The 20,101-nt window shown below is 56.7% G+C and carries 16 protein-coding genes; 11 read left to right on the top strand and 5 right to left on the bottom strand.

What is annotated here, in order from left to right; translation table 11 throughout:
* Positions 1–131: 131 nt before the first annotated feature.
* From ACOQOY_RS03220 to ACOQOY_RS03175, 10 genes are all read left to right on the top strand, one after another.
* Positions 132–3,551 (top strand): indolepyruvate ferredoxin oxidoreductase family protein, encoded by a 3,420-nt coding sequence (locus ACOQOY_RS03220; RefSeq protein WP_420584055.1) that lies wholly within the window; start codon positions 132–134, stop codon positions 3,549–3,551.
* Between the two features lie 80 nt (positions 3,552–3,631).
* The gene (locus tag ACOQOY_RS03215; RefSeq protein WP_420584054.1) at positions 3,632–4,510 is read left to right on the top strand and encodes a lysophospholipid acyltransferase family protein; all 879 of its coding nucleotides are present in this window, start codon (positions 3,632–3,634) and stop codon (positions 4,508–4,510) included.
* An 8-nt stretch (positions 4,511–4,518) separates the two neighbouring features.
* Positions 4,519–5,328: a glutamate racemase gene (locus ACOQOY_RS03210; protein WP_420584053.1), complete on the top strand. Its 810-nt coding sequence runs from the start codon at positions 4,519–4,521 to the stop codon at positions 5,326–5,328.
* A gap of 93 nt (positions 5,329–5,421) precedes the next feature.
* Positions 5,422–6,450 (top strand): N-acetyl-gamma-glutamyl-phosphate reductase, encoded by a 1,029-nt coding sequence (argC, locus tag ACOQOY_RS03205; RefSeq protein ID WP_420584052.1) that lies wholly within the window; start codon positions 5,422–5,424, stop codon positions 6,448–6,450.
* Between the two features lie 7 nt (positions 6,451–6,457).
* Positions 6,458–6,904 (top strand): cytochrome c maturation protein CcmE, encoded by a 447-nt coding sequence (gene ccmE, locus ACOQOY_RS03200; RefSeq protein ID WP_420584051.1) that lies wholly within the window; start codon positions 6,458–6,460, stop codon positions 6,902–6,904.
* Positions 6,905–7,051: 147 nt separating this feature from the next.
* Positions 7,052–7,663: a holin-associated N-acetylmuramidase gene (locus ACOQOY_RS03195; RefSeq protein ID WP_420584050.1), complete on the top strand. Its 612-nt coding sequence runs from the start codon at positions 7,052–7,054 to the stop codon at positions 7,661–7,663.
* Positions 7,654–8,232, top strand: coding sequence for a holin family protein (locus ACOQOY_RS03190; RefSeq protein ID WP_420584049.1), 579 nt, complete (start codon positions 7,654–7,656; stop codon positions 8,230–8,232). The genes ACOQOY_RS03195 and ACOQOY_RS03190 overlap by 10 nt, the downstream gene beginning before the upstream one ends.
* Before the next feature lie 74 nt (positions 8,233–8,306).
* Positions 8,307–10,271, top strand: a complete 1,965-nt coding sequence (locus ACOQOY_RS03185) for a heme lyase CcmF/NrfE family subunit (RefSeq protein ID WP_420584048.1) — start codon at positions 8,307–8,309, stop codon at positions 10,269–10,271.
* Positions 10,268–10,723 (top strand): cytochrome c-type biogenesis protein, encoded by a 456-nt coding sequence (locus ACOQOY_RS03180; RefSeq protein WP_420584047.1) that lies wholly within the window; start codon positions 10,268–10,270, stop codon positions 10,721–10,723. The genes ACOQOY_RS03185 and ACOQOY_RS03180 overlap by 4 nt, the downstream gene beginning before the upstream one ends.
* Positions 10,724–10,795: 72 nt before the next feature.
* Entirely contained in the window at positions 10,796–11,572 is a 777-nt protein-coding gene (locus ACOQOY_RS03175) for an enoyl-CoA hydratase-related protein (protein WP_420584046.1), read from the top strand.
* A 19-nt stretch (positions 11,573–11,591) separates the two neighbouring features.
* Here the strand turns inward: ACOQOY_RS03175 and bmt are convergent, their stop codons facing one another.
* The 4 genes from bmt to ACOQOY_RS03155 form a co-directional block, all read right to left on the bottom strand.
* A complete protein-coding gene (bmt, locus tag ACOQOY_RS03170; protein WP_420584045.1) occupies positions 11,592–12,608 on the bottom strand; it encodes a betaine--homocysteine S-methyltransferase in 1,017 nt (338 codons plus the stop codon).
* A 122-nt stretch (positions 12,609–12,730) separates the two neighbouring features.
* Positions 12,731–13,051: a DUF1476 domain-containing protein gene (locus tag ACOQOY_RS03165; protein WP_420584044.1), complete on the bottom strand. Its 321-nt coding sequence runs from the start codon at positions 13,049–13,051 to the stop codon at positions 12,731–12,733.
* Between the two features lie 245 nt (positions 13,052–13,296).
* On the bottom strand, positions 13,297–14,178 hold the full coding sequence (locus ACOQOY_RS03160; protein ID WP_420583515.1) for an IS982 family transposase: 882 nt from the start codon (positions 14,176–14,178) through the stop codon (positions 13,297–13,299).
* Between the two features lie 108 nt (positions 14,179–14,286).
* Positions 14,287–16,788, bottom strand: coding sequence for a Tn3 family transposase (locus ACOQOY_RS03155; protein WP_420584043.1), 2,502 nt, complete (start codon positions 16,786–16,788; stop codon positions 14,287–14,289).
* Between the two features lie 371 nt (positions 16,789–17,159).
* Between ACOQOY_RS03155 and ACOQOY_RS03150 the strand changes: the two genes are divergently transcribed.
* A complete protein-coding gene (locus tag ACOQOY_RS03150) occupies positions 17,160–18,116 on the top strand; it encodes an IS1595 family transposase (RefSeq protein WP_420584042.1) in 957 nt (318 codons plus the stop codon).
* Between the two features lie 43 nt (positions 18,117–18,159).
* Here ACOQOY_RS03150 and tnpC read toward each other — a convergent pair whose 3' ends face one another.
* On the bottom strand, positions 18,160–19,629 hold the full coding sequence (tnpC, locus tag ACOQOY_RS03145) for an IS66 family transposase (protein ID WP_420584041.1): 1,470 nt from the start codon (positions 19,627–19,629) through the stop codon (positions 18,160–18,162).
* Between the last annotated feature and the right edge of the window lie 472 nt (positions 19,630–20,101).

Here is a 20,101-nt window from a genome sequence, read left to right as displayed (position 1 = left end):
AATAGGTAACAACTTCTACAATCAAACACTGAAATCCTTATGATTCAGGGGATAAACTCTATACAGGTCAGAATTTATGACCTAAAATGGATGAAAGTGTAGCACACTGATCTGACGAGGGGAGGCGTCTGATGAGTCAGCCACAAATATCGCTGAATGACCGTTTCGATCTAAACAAAAACCCCATTCTTCTGAATGGCACTCAGGCTCTGGTGCGCCTGATGCTGATGCAGAAGGCCCGCGATATGCAGGCGGGGCTGAACACCGCAGGGCTGGTGACAGGTTACCGTGGGTCTCCGCTGGGTGCGGTAGACCTTCAGATGACGCGGGCGCAAAAACAACTGGCCGAGAGCGACGTCACCTTTCAATATGGTCTGAACGAAGATCTCGCGGCTACTGCCCTTTGGGGCAGCCAGCAAGCGGGGTTGCGCGGGGACGGTCGGTTCGATGGCGTGTTCGGCCTCTGGTACGGCAAGGGGCCGGGGGTAGACCGGTCCGGCGACGTGATGCGCCACGCGAATATGGCGGGCACTGCCAAACATGGCGGTGTGCTGATGGCGATGGGCGATGACCATACCGGCGAAAGCTCGACCGTTTTGCATCAGTCCGAGTGGTCTCTGGTCGATATGTACATGCCAATCGTCAGCCCGGCAGGCGTGCAGGAGATTCTGGATTACGGCATCTACGGCTTTGCGCTCAGCCGGTTTTCCGGCCTATGGGTCGGGTTGAAGACGATGAAGGACACGATCGAGGTAACTTCGGTTGTAGACGGCCGCTTTGATCGGATGAACCTGACAACCCCCGAGTTCGATATGCCTGACGGGGGGTTGAACATTCGGCTGGGCGACACGCCGCACCTGCAAGAGGGGCGGATCATCGACTACAAACGCTTTGCCGCAGAAACGTTCTCGCATGCCAACAAGATGGATAAACGGGTTTGGGGTAAGCCGGGGGCCAAGATCGGTTTCGTGGCCGCCGGTAAGAACTGGCTGGACCTGTCTCATGCGATGTCGCTGCTGAATATCGACGCGAATGAGGCTGAGCGGCTTGGGATCACCACCTACAAGATCGGCCAGACCTTCCCGCTGGATATGACGGGGTTCCATGACTGGGCTGAAGGCTTGGACCTGATTGTAATCGTTGAGGAAAAACGAAAGCTGATTGAGGTTCAGGTCAAAGAAGCCATCTTTGACGACCGTCGCGGCCGCCGGGTTTATGGCTGGTACAAAGGCGGAGCAGGAACCCTGCACCGCGAAGAGCTGTTCCCGACCCGCGGCGCACTGGACCCAAATATGATCGCCGAAAAACTGGGCGAAATCCTTATTGAAGAAGAGCGCGAGACCGATGGTATTCGCGCTGGTCTTGCCAAACTGTCCGAGGCACGCCGGGCCGACAATGCCGAAGAGATCGCAACGCGCCTGCCGTATTTCTGTTCAGGCTGCCCGCATAACAGTTCGACCAAGGTGCCGGATGGCAGCCGCGCCTATGCCGGGATCGGCTGTCACTATATGGTTCAGTGGATGGATCGCGAGACCACTGGGTTCACCCAGATGGGCGGCGAGGGCGCGAACTGGATTGGCGAGGCTCCGTTCTCAACAACCCAGCACGTGTTCCAGAACCTTGGCGATGGGACGTACAACCACTCGGGCGTGCAAGCGATCCGGGCAGCGCTGTCGGCGGGGACAAATATCACCTTCAAAATCCTGTTCAACGATGCGGTCGCCATGACCGGCGGACAAGAGAATGAAGGCGACCTGACAGCGGAACGGATCGTGGCCGAGGTTAAGGCCATGGGCGTGAAACAGGTCGCTGTGGTCTACGACGAAAAAGAAGACGTGAACTTCAAGGCTTTGCCCGCAGGCGTGGAAACCTATGAACGCGCCGATCTGATGCAGGTGCAAGAGCAGTTCCGTGAGATCGAAGGCGTCTCGGTCATCGTCTATGTGCAGACCTGCGCGGCCGAAAAACGTCGCCGGCGCAAGCGCGGTACGTTCCCGGACCCGGACAAGCGGGTGTTTATCAATACCGACATCTGTGAAGGCTGTGGTGATTGTGGGGTGCAATCGAACTGCGTTTCCATCGTGCCGAAAGAGACTGAACTAGGCCGCAAGCGCGCGATTGACCAATCAAGTTGCAACAAGGATTTCTCTTGTCTCAAAGGGTTTTGCCCGTCGTTTATAACGTTGGAAGGTGCGAAGATCCGCAAGGAAGCAACGACTGAAATTGATCTTCCTGACCTGCCCGAACCTGTTCTGCCTGAAATCAAAGGCACACATAACGTCGTCATCACCGGGGTTGGTGGTACCGGCGTGGTGACCCTGGGTGCGGTTCTGGCGCAGGCTGCTCAGATTGATGGCAAAGGCGCCGGAATGATGGAGATGGCCGGTCTGGCGCAAAAAGGCGGCGCAGTGCATATCAACTGCCGTCTGGCAAATAGTCCCGAAGATATCAGCGCCATCCGTGTGGCCACGGGCGAGGCGCATGCGCTGATTGGTGGTGACCTTGTCGTCTCGGCCGGGGCCAAGACTCTGGGTCTGACGCGCACCGGGCAAACCGGCGCTGTCGTCAACAACCACGAGATAGTCACCGGAGAGTTCACGCGCGACACCGAGTTCCGCATACCGGGCGACCGGCTGGAACTGGCATTGCAGGCCAGATTGAAGGATGGGTTGTCGATGTTCGATGCCACCGATCTGGCGAAGGCTGTTATGGGAGATTCGATCTATTCGAACATGATGGTCTTTGGCGCGGCATGGCAGCGGGGCCTGTTGCCAGTCAGCCACGAAGCCATTGTGAACGCCATCGAACTGAATGGAACTGCGGTTGAGCGCAACAAGCGCGCCTTCGATATCGGTCGCTGGGCAGTTCTGCACCCGCAGGAAGTGGCTGGTATCCTAGAGCCTAATGTGGCCGATCTGCCAAAAACGCTGGAGCAGAAGATCGACTTTCGCGCCCAACACCTGACCGCGTATCAAAGTAGCCGTCTGGCGAAACGCTATCGCAAAATGGTGGACTCGTTCGAGGATGAAGCGATCCGCGAGGCCGTGGCAAAAGGCTATCATAAGCTATTGTCTTATAAGGATGAATACGAGGTCGCCCGTTTGATGCTAGACAGCCGGGACAAGGCCGCAGCCGAGTTTGATGGGGACTTTAAGATGACATTCCATCTGGCTCCGCCCATTCTTGGCGGCATGGGGTCGGATGGTCGGCCGCGTAAACGCGCATTTGGGGAATGGATGCTGAAGCCGATGAAACTGTTGGCTAAGCTGAAAGTCTTACGCGGGACGCCACTCGATATATTTGGCTACAGCGCTGAGCGACGGATGGAGCGCGCCCTGATCAAGCAATATGAGCGTGATATCAAGGAGGTAACGCCCCTTGTTACACCGCAAACCAAAGACGCCGTGATTGCCCTTGCGCAACTGCCATTGGACATTCGTGGGTTCGGACCCGTGTTGCAGGCCAACGAGGCCAAAGCTGCAAAACGACGTGAGGAATTGCTTTCGACCATTCGGGGCGGAGGACCGGAATTGCGCGCCGCAGCTGAGTAAATCGTCACGGCTTTGTCACGAAACCTAGGCAAAATTGTTGCTTACACTTATTTAGCAGGCAGCAAACCTCGGAGACTCGCATGCCCTCGCGCCGCCATGTCGCTCGTGACATTTCCTACGCCCATTCCGCCGAAACCAAAGGCGGTAAGATGGTGATCAAGCTGATGGAGAACACCACAGGGCGTTTGCGCCTCATTAAACGCGCGGACGGGTATGAGACTGAAGTCGCCAACGGGCGTGACTTCTGGTCGGTGATGGTCGATCGCTATGGGCTGTCGCTGGATGTGGTCGGCGGCGCACTGTCGAACATTCCGAAAGACGGCCCTCTGATCCTGATTGCAAACCATCCGTATGGCATACTGGATGGGCTGATGATGGGGCACATGCTGTCTGAGACGCGCGGAGATTTCCGTATTTTGGCCCATCGCGTGTTTCGCAAGGCAGAGGATATCAACCGCATTATCCTGCCGATCTCGTTTGACGAGACGAAAGAGGCGATGAAGCTGAACCTCGATACGCGCAAGACTGCTTTGAACTATTTGGGCGAGGGCGGGGCGATTGGCATTTTCCCCGGCGGAACTGTTAGTACCGGCGTTAAACCGTTCTCGCACCCGATGGACCCAGGCTGGCGCGGGTTTACGGCCCGGATGGTGGCCAAGTCGAATGCCACTGTGGTGCCAGTTTTCTTTGACGGTCACACCTCGCGCCTGTTCCAGATCGCCAGCCATTTGCACAACACCCTGCGCATGGGTCTGCTGATCAAAGAGTTCAAAAAGCGCGTGGATACCCCGGTAAAAGTGGTGATCGGAGAGCCCATAGGCCGCGATGTTCTGGACCCATTGGCCAAGGATACGCGCAAGATGATGGATTTCTTGCGCAAAGCCACGTATGAGCTGTCCCCGACGCCGTTGAAGTCTTATGACTACGGCTATGAATTTGAGGAACGGCATCGCGCCTAAAGGGGCAAATGGCAGTAGGCATCTTTGATTCTGGTTTGGGCGGTCTGACCGTTCTGGACGCCGCGCAGAAACGTCTGCCGGACGTGGATTTCTTGTATTTTGCGGACAGTGCGCATGCACCTTATGGCGTGCGTGATGCAGAGAATATCTATGATCTGACGCGTCGCGCTGTTCACGACCTGTGGAACCGTGGTTGTGATCTGGTGATTCTGGCCTGCAACACTGCAAGCGCCGCCGCGCTGCGCCGGATGCAGGAAGAAGGCGTGCCCGAAGGCAAACGCGTGTTGGGTGTTTTCGTTCCTCTGATTGAGGCCCTGACCGAGCGGCAGTGGGGCGACAATAGCCCTCCGCGCGAGGTTGCGGTCAAACATGTGGCCCTGTTTGCCACACCTGCCACCGTGTCCAGCCGTGCGTTTCAGCGCGAGCTGGCCTTTCGTGCGATTGGCGTGGATGTCGAAGCGCAGGCCTGCGGCGGTGTGGTTGATGCCATCGAAGATGGCGACATGATCCTTGCCGAAGCATTGGTGCGCAGCCATGTGGATGCTTTGAAACGGAAAATGCCGGAGCCGCAGGCCGCCATTCTTGGTTGCACGCATTATCCTCTTATGGCTGATGAGTTTCAGGCTGCTTTGGGGGCGGATGTTCAGGTCTTCAGCCAAGGCGCACTGGTTGCTGAAAGTCTGGCCGATTACCTACAACGTCACCCAAACATGCAGGGCACAGGCAAAAGCGGGTTTCTGACCACGGGCAAGCCGAATACCGTCAGCGACCGGGCGACGCAGTTCCTCCGACGACAAATCACGTTCGAAGCCGCCTGACTTAGGTCAAGGACGGCGCCGCGTATTCTCCGTTATTCGAAGGCCGTCACAACGGCGGTCGTGATATGTGACACACTGAACAAGAGGTCTGACATGACCCATAAAATCGCAATTCTGGGCGCTTCCGGCTACACCGGCGCCGAACTGGTGCGGTTGATCGCCGAGCACCCGAACATGGACATCACCGCCTTGGCCGCCGAGCGTAAGGCTGGCATGTCGATGGCGCAGGTCTTCCCGCATCTGCGCCATATGGACCTGCCGGATCTGTGCAAAATCTCTGAAATTGATTTCTCGCAGATTGATCTGTGTTTTTGCGCTTTGCCGCACAAAACCAGTCAGGAAGTCATTCGGGACCTGCCAAAGGACCTGAAGATCATCGACCTGTCGGCCGATTTCCGGCTGCGCGACCCCGAAGAGTACGAAAAGTGGTACGGCAACCCGCACAGCGCTTTAGATCAGCAGGAAGAGGCCATATATGGCCTGACTGAGTTCTACCGCGATGACATCCGCAACGCGCGGTTGGTGGCTGGTACGGGGTGCAATGCCGCCACCGGTCAATATGTGCTGCGGCCGCTGATCTCGGCGGGTGTGATTGATCTGGACGATATCGTTCTGGACCTGAAATGCGCCGTTTCCGGGGCGGGGCGGTCGCTGAAAGAAAACTTGCTGCATGCTGAGCTCAGCGAAGGCTACAACGCCTACGCAGTTGGTGGCACCCACCGTCATCTGGGCGAGTTCGATCAGGAATTCTCGGCCTTGGCGGGCCGGACCGTACATGTCCAGTTCACGCCACACCTGATCCCTGCGAACCGGGGTATTCTGGCGACCACTTATGTGAAGGGTGATCCGGTCAGTGTGTATGAGGCTCTGACCAAAGCCTATGAAAACGAACCGTTTATCCAGATGCTGCCGTTTGGCGAGACGCCCTCGACCCACCATGTACGGGGATCGAACTTCTGTCATATCGGTGTCGTCGGCGATCGGATCGAGCGTCGGGCCATCGTGATCGGCGCATTGGATAACCTGACAAAAGGTAGCAGTGGGCAAGCCTTGCAGAACGCTAACCTGATGTTAGGTGAGGATGAAACCGCGGGCCTGATGATGGCCCCGTTGTTCCCGTGAGGATGAAATGAAAACGCTCAAGAAACGCCGTCGCGTACAAGTTATTCTGGTGGCCATTGTCGCCTTGGTCTTGGCGACGGGGTTGATTGGGTATGCGATGCGGGACGGTATCAACTTTTTCCGCTCGCCGAGCCAGGTCATTGCCGAGCCACCTTCGCCGACCGAAGTGTTTCGCATTGGTGGCCTGGTCGAAGAAGGTTCGATCATCCGTGGACAGGGTGAAACCGTGCGTTTCGTTGTGACGGATGGTGGGGAAAGCGTTCCGGTGGCGTTCACAGGCGTATTGCCCGACCTGTTTTCGGAAAATCAGGGCATGGTCGGAACGGGTTCTTACGTGAACGGTGTATTCGAAGCAACTGAAATACTTGCGAAACATGACGAAACGTATATGCCGAAGGAGGTTGTGGATGCTCTGAAAGAGCAAGGCGTTTACAAAGAGGCTGGTGAGAGCTGATCGCAGCTGAATCGCGTGCCTCTCTCGGCAATGTTTGGGAAAAGATAAATCAGGGCGTTGCGCGGCGGTTGTCGGCAGCGCCCTGTTTCGTTGGCGGAAATTAACCGCGCTGAGAAACCGTGTGCCGGACCAAAGCTGGAGGGTTCGATGCAGACGGTACGGCAAATTGCGACTGAGATTGTGGCACGTGAGGGCGGGTATGTGGACGACCCCGACGATCCGGGTGGCGCGACCAAATACGGAGTGACGATCCACACGTTGCGTCGTCTCGGGCTGGATATTTCTGGCGACGGTTTAATCGACAGTCGTGACGTTCGTGCGCTGAGCGTGTCGCAAGCTATTGATATCTTTGTGCATCACTATTTTGAGCGTCCCCGTTTGAGCCTGCTGCCACGGGCGCTGCAACCGTCGGTGTTTGATATGTATGTGAACGCGGGTTCTCAGGCGGTCAGAATTCTGCAACGTCTTTTGCGTGACATGGGGTTTGAAATTGCGGTGGACGGGGTGATCGGCCCAAAGACGGCCCGGGCTGCTGAGGATGCGGCGCAGCCGGACGACGTTGTGTTGATGGACGCCTATGGGATCGCGCGGCGCAATTATTACTTTCGTCTTGCAGATCACCGACCCGCATCGCGAAAATACGCGCAGACACGAGCGGGGGGCAAAGGCGGCTGGATTCGCAGGGCCGAGGAATTTCTGTCGCCCATCTATCATCTGAGCGATGCCGAATTCAGCAGGAGGGTTTCCGGATGGGGGTGATCTCAGACTTGTTGACGATTCTGTTTGGTGGCGGGCGCAACGTGGTGCGCGAAACCGCTGAAATTTTTCGTGAAAACTCCGAGAGTGGCGCAGTGCGCGACCTGGCGTTGCGCCAGCAGGCAATGGTTCAGTTTGGCGAGGAACTCAAGGCCCCGTCCAAGGGCGGCTTTGATCGTTTTATGGATGGTTTGAACCGGCTTCCCCGTCCAGCTATGGCCTTGGGAACTTTGTGTTTGTTTGTTGCCGCTATGGTCGATCCACTGTGGTTTTCGGCCCGGATGCAGGGGATTGCATTGGTGCCCGAACCGTTATGGTGGTTGCTGGGCGTTATCGTCTCATTCTACTTCGGTGCCCGCCATCAGGCCAAAGCGCAAGACTTGCAGCGAGAGATCACGGCCACCATGCAGCGAACTCCTCAGGTGCTTGAAAATTTGCGAGCGCTGAAGGAAATGGAAGGGGGTGATCCGGGGGTGGCGGACCCTGGAACTCATGCTGACTTGGCGGAAAAGGTAATACAGCCGGACGAAAATCGCGCTTTGAAAGTATGGCACCGTAATCGTACGGCGTGACCCGCGACACTATGCTCGCCCCAAAGGGGCGAAAGTGATTGGTGCTGGCCCGGTAACCGGATTATATCCGGGCCATGATTACTGAACTTGGCCATTTCGCCCTGATCCTCGCCTTTCTGGTTGCAATCGTGCAGTCGGTGGTTCCGCTGGTCGGAGCCGCCAAACGCTGGACCGGCTGGATGGCTTTTGCTGAACCGGCTGCGATCATCCAGTTTGCGCTGGTCGCTTTTTCGTTTGGCGCGCTGGTCTGGGCCTTTGTGACCTCGGATTTCTCACTGCGAGTTGTGGTTGAGAACAGCCATTCGGCCAAACCCATGATCTACAAGATCAGCGGTACATGGGGGAACCACGAAGGGTCCATGTTGCTGTGGGTGCTGATCGTGGCGCTGTTCGGAGCAATGGCCGCGTTCTTTGGTGGTGGCTTGCCTCCGACATTGAAAGCGCGGGTTCTGGCGGTTCAGGCCTCGATTGCTGTCGCCTTCTTTGCGTTCATCCTGTTCACCTCGAACCCGTTTGATCGGCTGATCGTCGCACCGTTTGACGGGCGCGACCTGAACCCGCTGTTGCAAGACCCCGGTTTGGCCTTTCATCCTCCGTTCCTGTATCTGGGCTATGTGGGTCTGAGCATGGCCTTCAGCTTTGCCGTCGCGGCCCTGATCGAAGGGCGGGTCGACGCCGCATGGGGGCGTTGGGTGCGACCATGGACGCTGGCGGCCTGGGTGTTCCTGACCATCGGTATCGCTCTGGGATCGTGGTGGGCCTATTATGAGCTAGGCTGGGGCGGGTTCTGGTTCTGGGACCCGGTCGAGAACGCCTCATTCATGCCTTGGCTCTTGGCCGCGGCGCTGCTGCATTCTGCCATTGTGGTCGAGAAACGCGAAGCGCTGAAGAGCTGGACCATCCTGCTGGCGATCATCGCCTTCGGGTTCTCACTGATTGGAACGTTCATCGTGCGCTCGGGGCTGCTGACATCGGTGCACGCCTTCGCCAATGACCCGGAGCGCGGCGTGTTTATCCTGCTTATTCTGGTCTTTTTCATGGGCGGTGCGCTGACGTTATTTGCGGCCCGTGCGCAGACGATGGAGGCCAAAGGGGTGTTTGGCATGGTCAGTCGCGAAAGCGGACTGGTGCTGAACAATGTCCTGCTGGCCGTCAGTTGCTTTGTGGTCTTCGTCGGAACAATGTGGCCAATGGTGGCCGAGATGGCGTTTGACCGCAAACTTTCGGTCGGAGCACCGTTCTTCAACGCGGCCTTCACGCCCTTTATGGTAGCTCTGGGGGTTGCTTTGCCTGTAGGCGCGATGTTGCCTTGGAAGCGTGGAAAGCTTGCGAAAACCGCTTATTCTCTGCGCTACGCCTTTATACTGGCTGTAGCCTTGGCGCTGCTCGTCTGGGCGATGCAGTCCGGGCGCAGCGCATTGGGGCCGGTGGGCCTGTTTCTTGGTGCCTGGATCACATTTGGCGCTGCAGTTGATTTGTGGAGCCGTACGGGCCGTAAAGGCAACTTCAAACGTCTGTTCCGGCTACCCGGCGCGGATTGGGGTAAGGCCGTGGCCCATACCGGGCTGGGCGTGACCATGTTCGCCATTGCGGGCCTGACCGCTTGGGAGGTCGAAGATATCCGCGTCGCACAACCCGGCGAGCCGTTCGAGGTGGGGCAGTTTACACTGACGCTGAAAGATGTTCGAAACGTCGAAGGACCGAACTATTTCTCGACCACCGCGGATGTGCTGGTCGAAAAGGATGGGCGTTTTATGGGGACACTTCATCCTGAAAAACGGGACTATCCAGTGGCGCGTATGCCCACCACCGAAGCGGCGATTGACTACCGATTCCTCGGCGATCTCTATGTAGTGATTGGCGATCAGCAGGCCGACGGTGGCTGGGTCATGCGGACTTATATCAAGCCTCTGGCCAACTGGATCTGGGCGGGATGCATCCTGATGTCTCTGGGCGGTTTGCTCAGCCTGTCTGATCGCCGGTTCCGCGTTGCGGCCGGCGCGCGCAAGGCCCCAACTGGCGGAGTGCCTGCGGAATGAAGCGTCTGGTGCTGATCCTTGCTCTGATAGCCTCGCCGTTATTCGCTGTTCAACCGGACGAAGTGCTGGACGACCCGGTTCTGGAACAGCGCGCCCGCGATCTGAGCACCGGCTTGCGTTGTCTGGTTTGCCGCAACGAAAGCATCGACGAAAGCAACGCCGAGCTGGCGCGTGACTTGCGACTGCTGCTGCGCGAACGGCTGGTAGCCGGAGACACAGATGAAGAGGCGATTGCATTCATCGTAGACCGCTATGGAGAGTACGTTCTGCTGAAACCGACTACCTCGGGGTCGAACCTGATGCTGTGGTTGGCCGGCCCGATCATGTTGCTGATCGCTGCCGCCATCGGCTGGAGTTTCCTGCGATCCCGGGCGCGTGTTCAGGCCGAAGGGGACAAAGACGCGCTGACCGAAGCCGAAAAAGAACGTCTGCGGCAAATTCTCGAAGACTGACCCAGGGTTCGCCTTTTCCTTCCCGGTTATTTCAGTCAGGGTTCAGGGCATTGCAGACCCGGGGAGGGGTTTATGGAATACGAAACGATCCTGCTGGATATCACGGATAATCTGGCCGTTGTCACATTGAACCGGCCCGATAAGATGAACGCATTGACCGCGCAGATGCGGGCTGAAATCACGCACGCCATGAAACATGCGGCCCGTCACGCAAGGGCAATTGTTCTGACCGGTGCGGGTGGGGCGTTTTGTTCGGGGCAGGATCTGGGTGACGCGTCCAGCACCGGTAAGGTCGATCTCGAGCGTACTTTGCGCGACGAATACGAACCCATGCTCGAAACGATCTATGACTGCCCGGTTCCGACCATTGCGGCGGTGAACGGTCCGGCGGCTGGGGCAGGGGCAAACATCGCGCTTTGCGCTGATGTGGTGATCGCTGCCGAGAGCTCTTATTTCTTGCAGGCCTTTGCCCGGATCGGTTTGTTGCCTGATGCGGGCGGCACGTGGTTCATGCCTCGTCAGATTGGGTTTGCCAAGGCGATGGGGGCGGCTCTGTTCGCCGAAAAGATCAGCGCGCGTCAGGCCGAAGAATGGGGTTTGATCTGGGAAGCTATCGCTGACGACGCGTTCGAAGCGCATTGGCGCAAGCGGGCCGCCTATCTGGCCAACGGTCCGACGGCGGGTTTCAGGGCGACAAAACAGGCCATTCGCGGCTCGTACGACAAAACACTGCCTCAGCAGTTGACGATTGAGGCGCATTTGCAAGGTGAATGCGGACGCAGCCGGGACTTTGCCGAAGGGGTTGTAGCCTTCATGCAAAAACGCCCCCCGAAATTCGAGGGGCGCTGAAAACCAAAGCGTACCGGCGTCAGGCGCGACGGCGGCGACGTGTGCGCCGCTCGGGTGTTGCGGCGTCGTCCCCGGTTCCGTCAGAGGCCGAGGAAAACGGACCCAGAGCATCTGTAATCTGCTCCAGCGTCGGGCGCGTGCCACGCGGCGTGCTGTCCAGCGCTTCACGCATTTTGCGTAGATGGGCGGGCATGGTGCCGCAGCAACCTCCGATGATCGAGGCCCCGGCATCGCGCGCCATGGCGGCGTATTCACCCATCAATTCCGGTGTACCGTCATAGTGAATGTGGCCGTCCACATATTTAGGGATGCCTGCGTTGCCTTTTGAGATCACTGGCCGCTCAGTTCCTTGTGCGCCAAAGCCCAGAACGGTGCGCAGAATGTCAGACGCGCCTGTACCGCAGTTTGCACCGAAAGCAATCGGCGGGTTGGGCAGGGTTTCCACCAGCTGAGCCAAATCGGCTGATGTGACGCCCATCATGGTGCGACCGGCAGTGTCAAAGCTCATGGTGCCGCACCAGGGCATATCAGCGAGGGCGAATGCCTCGGCAGCGGCGCGGAATTCCTCGGGTGCGCTGATGGTTTCCAGCCACAGAACATCTGCCCCACCGGCCTTGAGCGCATCGGCTTGTTCGTGGAACATCTCAACCGCCTCGGCATGGGACAAGGCGCCTACCGGCTGCATAATCTCACCTGTCGGACCTACGGAACCGGCCACAACAACGGTGCGTCCAGCCTTGTCCGCCACCTCGCGCCCAAGTTCTGCGCCAATGCGGTTCAGCTCGGCCACGCGGTTTTGCGCATCATGCAGTTTCAGACGTGCGGCGGTGCCGCCAAAGGTGTTGGTCAGGAACAGATCGCTGCCCGCATCAACAGACCCGCTATAGAGTGCACGGATTTTGTCAGGCGCATCCACGTTCCACAGCTCGGGCGCGTCGCCCGATTGCAAGCCCATATTGAACAGATTGGTGCCCGTCGCCCCATCGGCCAGAATGGCATCGTTTGTTTCCAGAAGCTTGCTGAGTGCATTTGTCATTGGGGTATTCCGAAAGAAGGCACCAAAGGGCCGATAAAAACAGAGACGCCCCGTGTCTCATGACCGGGGCATCAAATCAAATTCATAAATCTCATGAAGATCATGAGGCAGGCGGTTAAGCCTTAGATTTCGGCCTCGGCCATCACCTGTTCTTTGGCTTCAATCAGAAGCTCGGCCATCTTTTCGCGAATTTTCGCCTCGTCAGCCAGATCGCCCAGGTACCCCTTAACGGCGTCGACGACGTCATCCTCGCTTACGTTCTGAAGATCGGTATGCACAAGTTCCTGCCCGTAAGCGCGTGCCTTCTCGACAGTTTCGCCCTTGAGGGTCGAGGCCCAGACGGCCATGAACCGGTTGCGGCGCATCCGAGCGATGAACTGCATCTTTTCGTCATGCGCGAACTTGTTTTCAAACGCGGCTTCACGTTCGTCAAATGTGGTCATTGTTTGGGGACCTCTTATCTGGAATTCCATTCAACAGATAAAAAAACAACAGTGGAATGTATAGCGAAAACAGCCGTTGCGCGACCAAATGTACTGTGCAACCAAAAGTAGTGGGAGTCACCTTTGGGCTCCGTATAGGTATAGTATTTTAGGAGAATATGATGGCTCTTTTTTCGCGCCTGCGGGGCGGCTCTTCTCAGGACACGTCTGTTGCCCGTGCTGTTTTACCCGAATTCCGGATAAGGTCATGTCACGTTGGGAATGCTTCGAATGACGTCTGGGACGACAACTTTCCCCATTTTGACCTTCGGCTGCGCCAGAACGTAGGCCACAACGCAGGAGAGCACGTGAACGAAGGCATTGGTTGGTGATCGGTGCCGCGTGTGTTCCAATCCCATGCCAGACTTGAGCTTGTCGAACAGGGTTTCGATGATGAACCTTTTGCGCAGCAGGATCTTGTCCAAGAGCGGCAGCAGGTAGTTTTTCATGTTGCGGCGAATGCCGGTGATCAGATGCAGGCCGCGCTGCCACAAACGCCGAAAAAGCGCTTTTGATATGTAGCCTTTGTCGGCGAACATCTTGCCGTCCAGTTCGGCAACCATAGCCTCAAACGGCTTGCGATCATCGGTGTTTCCGGCTGTGATCTTCACAGCCATAACTTGGCCCTTGCTATTGATGACCATGTGCAGCTTGAAGCCGAAGAACCAGCCCATGGTGCTACGCCCGCGTTTGGCCAGTCCTTTGAACACCTTGTTGCGGCTGATCCGGGCGTTATGGCAAACCGCCAGCTTGGTGCTGTCGGCAAAATAGAGTCCGGTCTCTTCTCCACGGAAACAATGCAGCAGCACGCAAAATGGCACGAGCAGGCGTGGCATCAGTGTGACGAACCGGCCATAGCTTGGCAAATCGCCAAAGCAGTCCCGGTATTCGATCTCCACCCCATAAAGCCAGAAATGCTTGAAATCCTTGTAAGCTGAGCCGTGAAACAGAACCATGATGAACAACATCTCGCTGAGCGAGAGTTTCCCGGACCGCAGCCGCTGGCGGCCTGTGTCGATCAGGCGATGCTTTTCCCAATCTTCGAAGGTTTTTGCAAAATCATCGATACAGCAAAACAAAGCAGTGATAGAGGTGTTCACGAGGGGCATTCCTATCCGTTGGTTTCGGTTACGGATAATGAATCAGGCCACGCCAGATTTGGGAATCCCCTCACCCTCGCTTAAGCAGAATCGGGGTTAGGTAGGATGCATCACATCGCCCTTGGAAAAGCGCCGCAAGATCGACTCCGGATCGGCAGTGCCATGTTGCATCGCTGCAGCGTACTTGACCATCTCGTCGTATTGACGCGCAATCTCGTCCCAGTCCACGACACCCGCAAGAATAGGGGTGAGGTTTGTCAGGCTGGCGCGCTGGTCAGCAGATGCCAGCATCAATTTTTGACTTGCAATCGCCTTGAGTCTGGGGGCCAATTCGAAGCCGAAAAGGTGGGCGAAGGCAAAGCCCACAGCGCTTTGCCCGTGAGAATCTACATACTGACGCTGGATTTCCATGTCCGTACAATGGCGCAACACTCCCTCGATCATAGCCGCCACTTCAGAGGATGAACATCGCTTCAACTGCGAATAAATACAGGTCGCCCGACGCTCGACATGCCAGTAAATCATGACACCCCGACCGCCATAGCGGGCGTGCCATTCCGTCATGAGGTTACGGTCCCAAGCCCCAAATTTCGTGGAGTCTGCCGCGCAGGCCATCCCAACCGAACCCCAGATATCCGGATCGCGAATTGCCAGTGTGGCGTTGGCCACCTTGGCGCAAGCCGCCCTCAACGCGGTGGCGTTGACATAGCGCCTGTAAACGTGGGCGAGTTCATCAATGCTGACACCCTCGGTTCCAGTGGCAATCCGGTTGAGACCGGCATTTGTGCCAACCCCGTAAAGCGTAAGGAGCAGACGCCGGTTGCGGACATCTTCCGTCAACACCTCCCGACTGGCCGAACTCTCGAAACAATCCAGAAACCGGGTATCCAAAGCGGTTTCCTTTAGGACATCGAGAAGGCTTGTCATTGGCCAGGTTCGTCCGATCTCGTTTTTCAAGTTGATCAAACCGGCTGGCTCCGGTTGGCGCTCGAAAGGCGTGATACAGATGCGGTTATCCCCCGTTGCTCGCAATCGGACTTTGTCGTTTTTTGGCAGTGTCTCGTTCAACAATCGCAACTCTTTCTCAAGTTGGCTGCGAATATTTGTCACGAAGGCCTGAGCGTCCTGAGGCAGGCCAAGATCGGCGTAGTAAGACGCGCGACACTCGTCAAAATCGGCGGGCAAGTCGTGGTCCGGATTCCGGTAGCGATCAGCACCTTCAACCCAGATTTCACGCGCGCGGATACTGGAACGAAGTTGACCAAGTATGCAGATTTCATAAGAAATCACGTTCAAACGCCCCTTGTCGTCAACGACAAATTCCTTCCAGCCTGCAGGAATGGACCCGACAGGTACTGTCCTGCGGCCCTCTTTCCGCCATTCGGCGATCCGTTCAAGGGCATCAAGTATTGGTCGCCAGACTGAATTGTTCGACCTAAATCGCAACACCGACAAGAGCTTCGGCATCATCCTGCGGTAGTGATTGGCATAGGAACCGCGCATGACGGTCTGGATGCGCTTGTCCAGAGTACCGCTGGCACGATGTTCTTCAATCACAGCCTTCAACTTTGCAACACTGGCGACCGGATAGATCACATCAATCACCCGCCCCTCCGGATACTCAATGGCCGCTTCCGCCATGGAGCACAGCAGTTGATCCTTGCCGTAAACCCGCTCGATGTCGCGGGCGATCCTGGTAATCACCCTTCGCCGTGAGCGGGTTTGAAGGCGATGCGTGATTTCCAGAAACAGATCGATCAGATCATCCGTCAGCCTTTTCTGACGATCCATGAGATACAGGGCATAGAGGCCAATCCGACGATCATCGCTATGCCGCCGCATTTCCGAGGCATTCTCACGTTCGACCCGGCGGCACAACATGGCGATCCATGAGGGATCAATGCCAGCCAAATGCTCAGAGGACAACTCGAGGCCCGCAATAAAAGTCAGGCGTTCACAGGCCCCAAGAACGTTGGCAAGAGTGGCTGCGCCAACCCCGTTTTTCATAAGGTGAAACCCACCATACCCTCTTGGTTCCGAAAGGCTCTCGTCCAACTGCCGCCGCGTATTAGCCGGGAGAGCTCGGGCTATCGAGGCCAACAAATCCTCAAGAAAATCGGGCCTGGCACTACGAACCAACCGCTCCATGATCTTGTCAGATGAGATGTAGATCGAGTTGCTGAGGCCCCACGCATATGCCGATGCAACTTGTTCTTCCACTGTCGGAGCCGACGACCTGCGGCAGTTCTCAAAAATCCATGAGCGCAAAGCCAGGCGATCCCGATCTGTGGCTCGCCGGACCCCAAGATGTTTCAGGATGGCAACACGGTGGCGGCGGGCATTGACGTGGCGGTAATCGAATTGCTCCTGATCAACGGGAATCTTCACGTCCAGTTGCTGGGCCAAATATTCCAGTCCTTCAGAACTGAGATCTTGCGCGCGCGAAGGGAAACGCCCATGCGTCTGGAAAAATCGCAGTTGGAAGGCAACCCAGATCCGGCTGGCTAAATTGAATGCCTCAACGAACTCCAACTCGTTGAAATTCAGGCTCCAAGATTCCAGAAATGATTGATCAGACATATCCGCTCCACTCGGCAAATTTGTCCGATCTCAGGTCAGACCCAGCCTTACGTCAACACCCTTTTGTACCCGATATGTTCTTTCAGATGTCCATATATGCAGCTATGGTCCGTTTAGGCCGTTCCGGGCCGAAGAGCACCGCGATCTGATGTGCCAACAGATGTGGTAGAGGGTGTCCGGAAAGGATCGGTTTGGGACAGGCCCGGAGGCTACGTCCAGAATATAGCTCGACGCGGTATTGGTCATGGGTGACCTTGTGGACATCGATTTTGGAACAGATCGCCCTCTCGCATGCCCCGAACTGTAAATTTCAGAAGGCTCAGTTCGTAAATCGTATGCAAGCTTCACGTTTCTGATATGATCTTGGGAAAATCGAGGAGGTATTGACAGTGGATCACAAGCAGTTTCAGGAGTGGTTATCCCGCATAGACGGTCTCAGTCTGGCGCAGAGGCAGCAAGCACAGGCTGTGTTGCTGGGGGAAACTGAGCCATCCGCTTCGCTGGCAGCGATCGAAGCGCGCGTCGCCGAGGACCGTGAGTGCCCGCATTGTGGCACGCCTGGCGCGGTTTCGCGGGGCAAAGCCCGAGGGCTACAGCGGTATCAATGCAAGGCCTGCAACAAGACTTTCAACGCGGCAACGGGCACGGCTTTACAGGGCCTGCACAAGAAGGACAGATGGCTCGCCTTTGGGGGCTGCCTTGCGGATGGGCTGACCGTTCGCGCGTCTGCAAAGCGCTGTAATTTTGCCGTCTCTACGGCGTTTCGTTGGCGGCACCGATTTTTAGGCACGAAGGACCAGGACCCTCCAAAACTCAAGGGCATTGTCGAAGCCGACGAGACCTATGTTCTCAAGAGCCGCAAGGGCGATCGCAAACTTGATCGCAAGGCGCGCCGCAGGGGCGGCAAGGCCAGCAAGCGCGGTCTGTCAGACGAACAGGTTCCGATATTGGTTGCCGTGGACCGAGGCGGCACAACGGCGTGTTCCGTCCTTCCATCTGTCACAGCTGACAGCATACACAGCGTTCTGGAACCCCGGATTGATGATGACATCCTTCTGGTCACTGATGGAAACAACGTTTACCCGCCCTGCGCCAAGTCACTTGGGGTCAGACACGAAGCATTGAACCAGTCCGCCGGTGAACGGGTGCGTGGGGTGGCTCACATACAAACAGCCAACAATCGGCACAGTGGGTTGAAGGACTTCCTGCGCCGCTATCGCGGCGTTTCGAGCAAATACCTCGAAAACTACCTGCGATGGTTCGAACGGTGTGACCTGCTGAAATCATCGGCCAGATCCTGTCTCGCGACCGCGATTGGGACCTCATGCACACAATTTGCGAACTGAGCCTTTCAGAATTATTTGTCAGGTTTTGTAACTGCTCACCCCCTCATGCGGCCTGATCGTATTCGTGGTGTGATTTGATCATGTCGGCGGTATTTCCGGCCAGCGCGATCTGGATAGCAACCAGTGGATTATAGCCGAGTGCGGCCATGGAACTCAGGTAGCTTGATATCCGGCACCAGGCGTGTGCGTAGCGTTCTGTCCGGAAGCATCCCGAGACTTTCATTTTGACCTTTGCCATCCTGATTTTGCGCTCCCCCTCATTGTTGGTGAAGCTTACATCGGGTTCGCTCATGAAGCGCAAAACACAGTCTTCGTATTTCAACAGGCGCTCATGCAGGTTGTGAGCGTCCGACTTTGCGACTTTGCCGCGCCTGCCTTTTGGGTTCGGCGGAATATCGGGCATTTCCTTGGCCCCTTCCCGCAGAATGGTCCTATACCTCTGACGTATCGTTCGGCATTGGGCCTCGCTCAAAACTCCGGACTGGCTGTTGTTGACCTTGTGGCATGCCATGCGCAGCAACTTCTTCATCGCGCGCGCCCAGCGGTAATTGTTGGAATCGACCACAAAGGTCAGTTCCCGCAGGAGATGCGATCCGCATAGTTGATGTTTGCACTGGCTATAGGTGAGATAGGATGCCCAGCAGTCGTGGATCAACACGCCAATGTAGCAGGGAATGATCCCGACCGCTTCGATGGCTTCCTTGCCCCGCTTGCGGTGCAGGAATTTGAGCGTCAGTGAGCCATTGGTCAGGACATGCAGCCACTGGGTCTTACTGTCCACTCTGAAGCCGGTCTCATCGGCATGCAGAGCCGGGCATGTCAGAAGGTAATCTGCGGCGGCGGTTTCCCATTCTTCAAGTGAATCGTACAGCCGCTGGATGTAGCCGAGGCAGGTGGCCTCCGACAGCTTCCTGCCAGAGATGGCGTACACCAGTTCTACGGCACGGCGCAAAGACAACATTTGGGCGACCACCAGATTGATTACGAACGCCTGAAAGCCAACGCCATACTGCAGCGGCCCCGGCATGTTGTCTGGAAAGCGCCCTTTGGTCTGGGTCCGGCACTTGGGACATTGCTTGATTTCTGCGGCAACCTCGGTCTCTATAACCTCGAACACGATATCGAGAAGAACGCGTTTCTCGTGGGCCGATGGCGCGACACCGGACAGATCGGCTCCGCAGCCGTCACAGGTGTCGACAGTGGATTCTTCCTCAACCGTGACTTTCCGTAGGTTGTCACCTGTCATCTGGTTCGATTGGATTCCCTTGCCGGAGTTACGGCGTTTTTTGGTCTCGTCCTTATCTGTCTGCGAAGGCGGGATACTGGAATTCTTGCCAGTCTTTTTGGTTGTCTTCTCCAGAAAGACAACGATCAGGATGCTCAGCAAACTGCACAAAACGCCAATAGCGGCGTCGGCTTCCCCGGAAATCTTTCCCGCCTGACGAAGCGAGGCGATGTGCTCATTAACGGCATCAAACTCTTCCCGCAGGGAACTGGCGTCCACACTTGGCATCAGTCAACTCTACCAATGGATAACGCCACGCAACCCACGCTGCGCGACAGTAGCCAAAATGCAGATGAAGCCGCGCCATACAGGCCAGCACAATGCCGCGTTTGAGACGTTAAAATGCGTGTCATGGTCTCATAAAAGCATGAAAAACACGCGTGCGGGAATCGTGAATAGACGACTCAAATCGTCGCACCCGGCCGCGATCTGAAAACCATTGCGCCGAAGCAAGCGCGATCAAAACAGATGCTGGACTTTAGGCGCTTGCATCACGGGGCGAGCAGTTACGAACTATTAGAACAAGAGAGTCGCAGTGCGAATTTTGCCTGTGGATAAGTCTGGAAAAGCGGGTTTTGAGTCTCTAGTTGAGAGTTCGGAATAGTTGCTGAGAAAGGGGATGCTGGGGGAGCGGTTGCGCCCGGACTGGAGAGGTGTGCGACTTTGGGTTTCCAAATCTGTGAGAGTGGGTGTTGGTCCG

Origin of the sequence: Ruegeria sp. (genome assembly GCF_965221235.1) — a bacterium.
Taxonomy (GTDB): domain Bacteria; phylum Pseudomonadota; class Alphaproteobacteria; order Rhodobacterales; family Rhodobacteraceae; genus Ruegeria.
The sequence above is the reverse complement of the archived record's forward strand: the minus strand, read 5'-3'. Positions and strand labels throughout refer to the sequence as shown.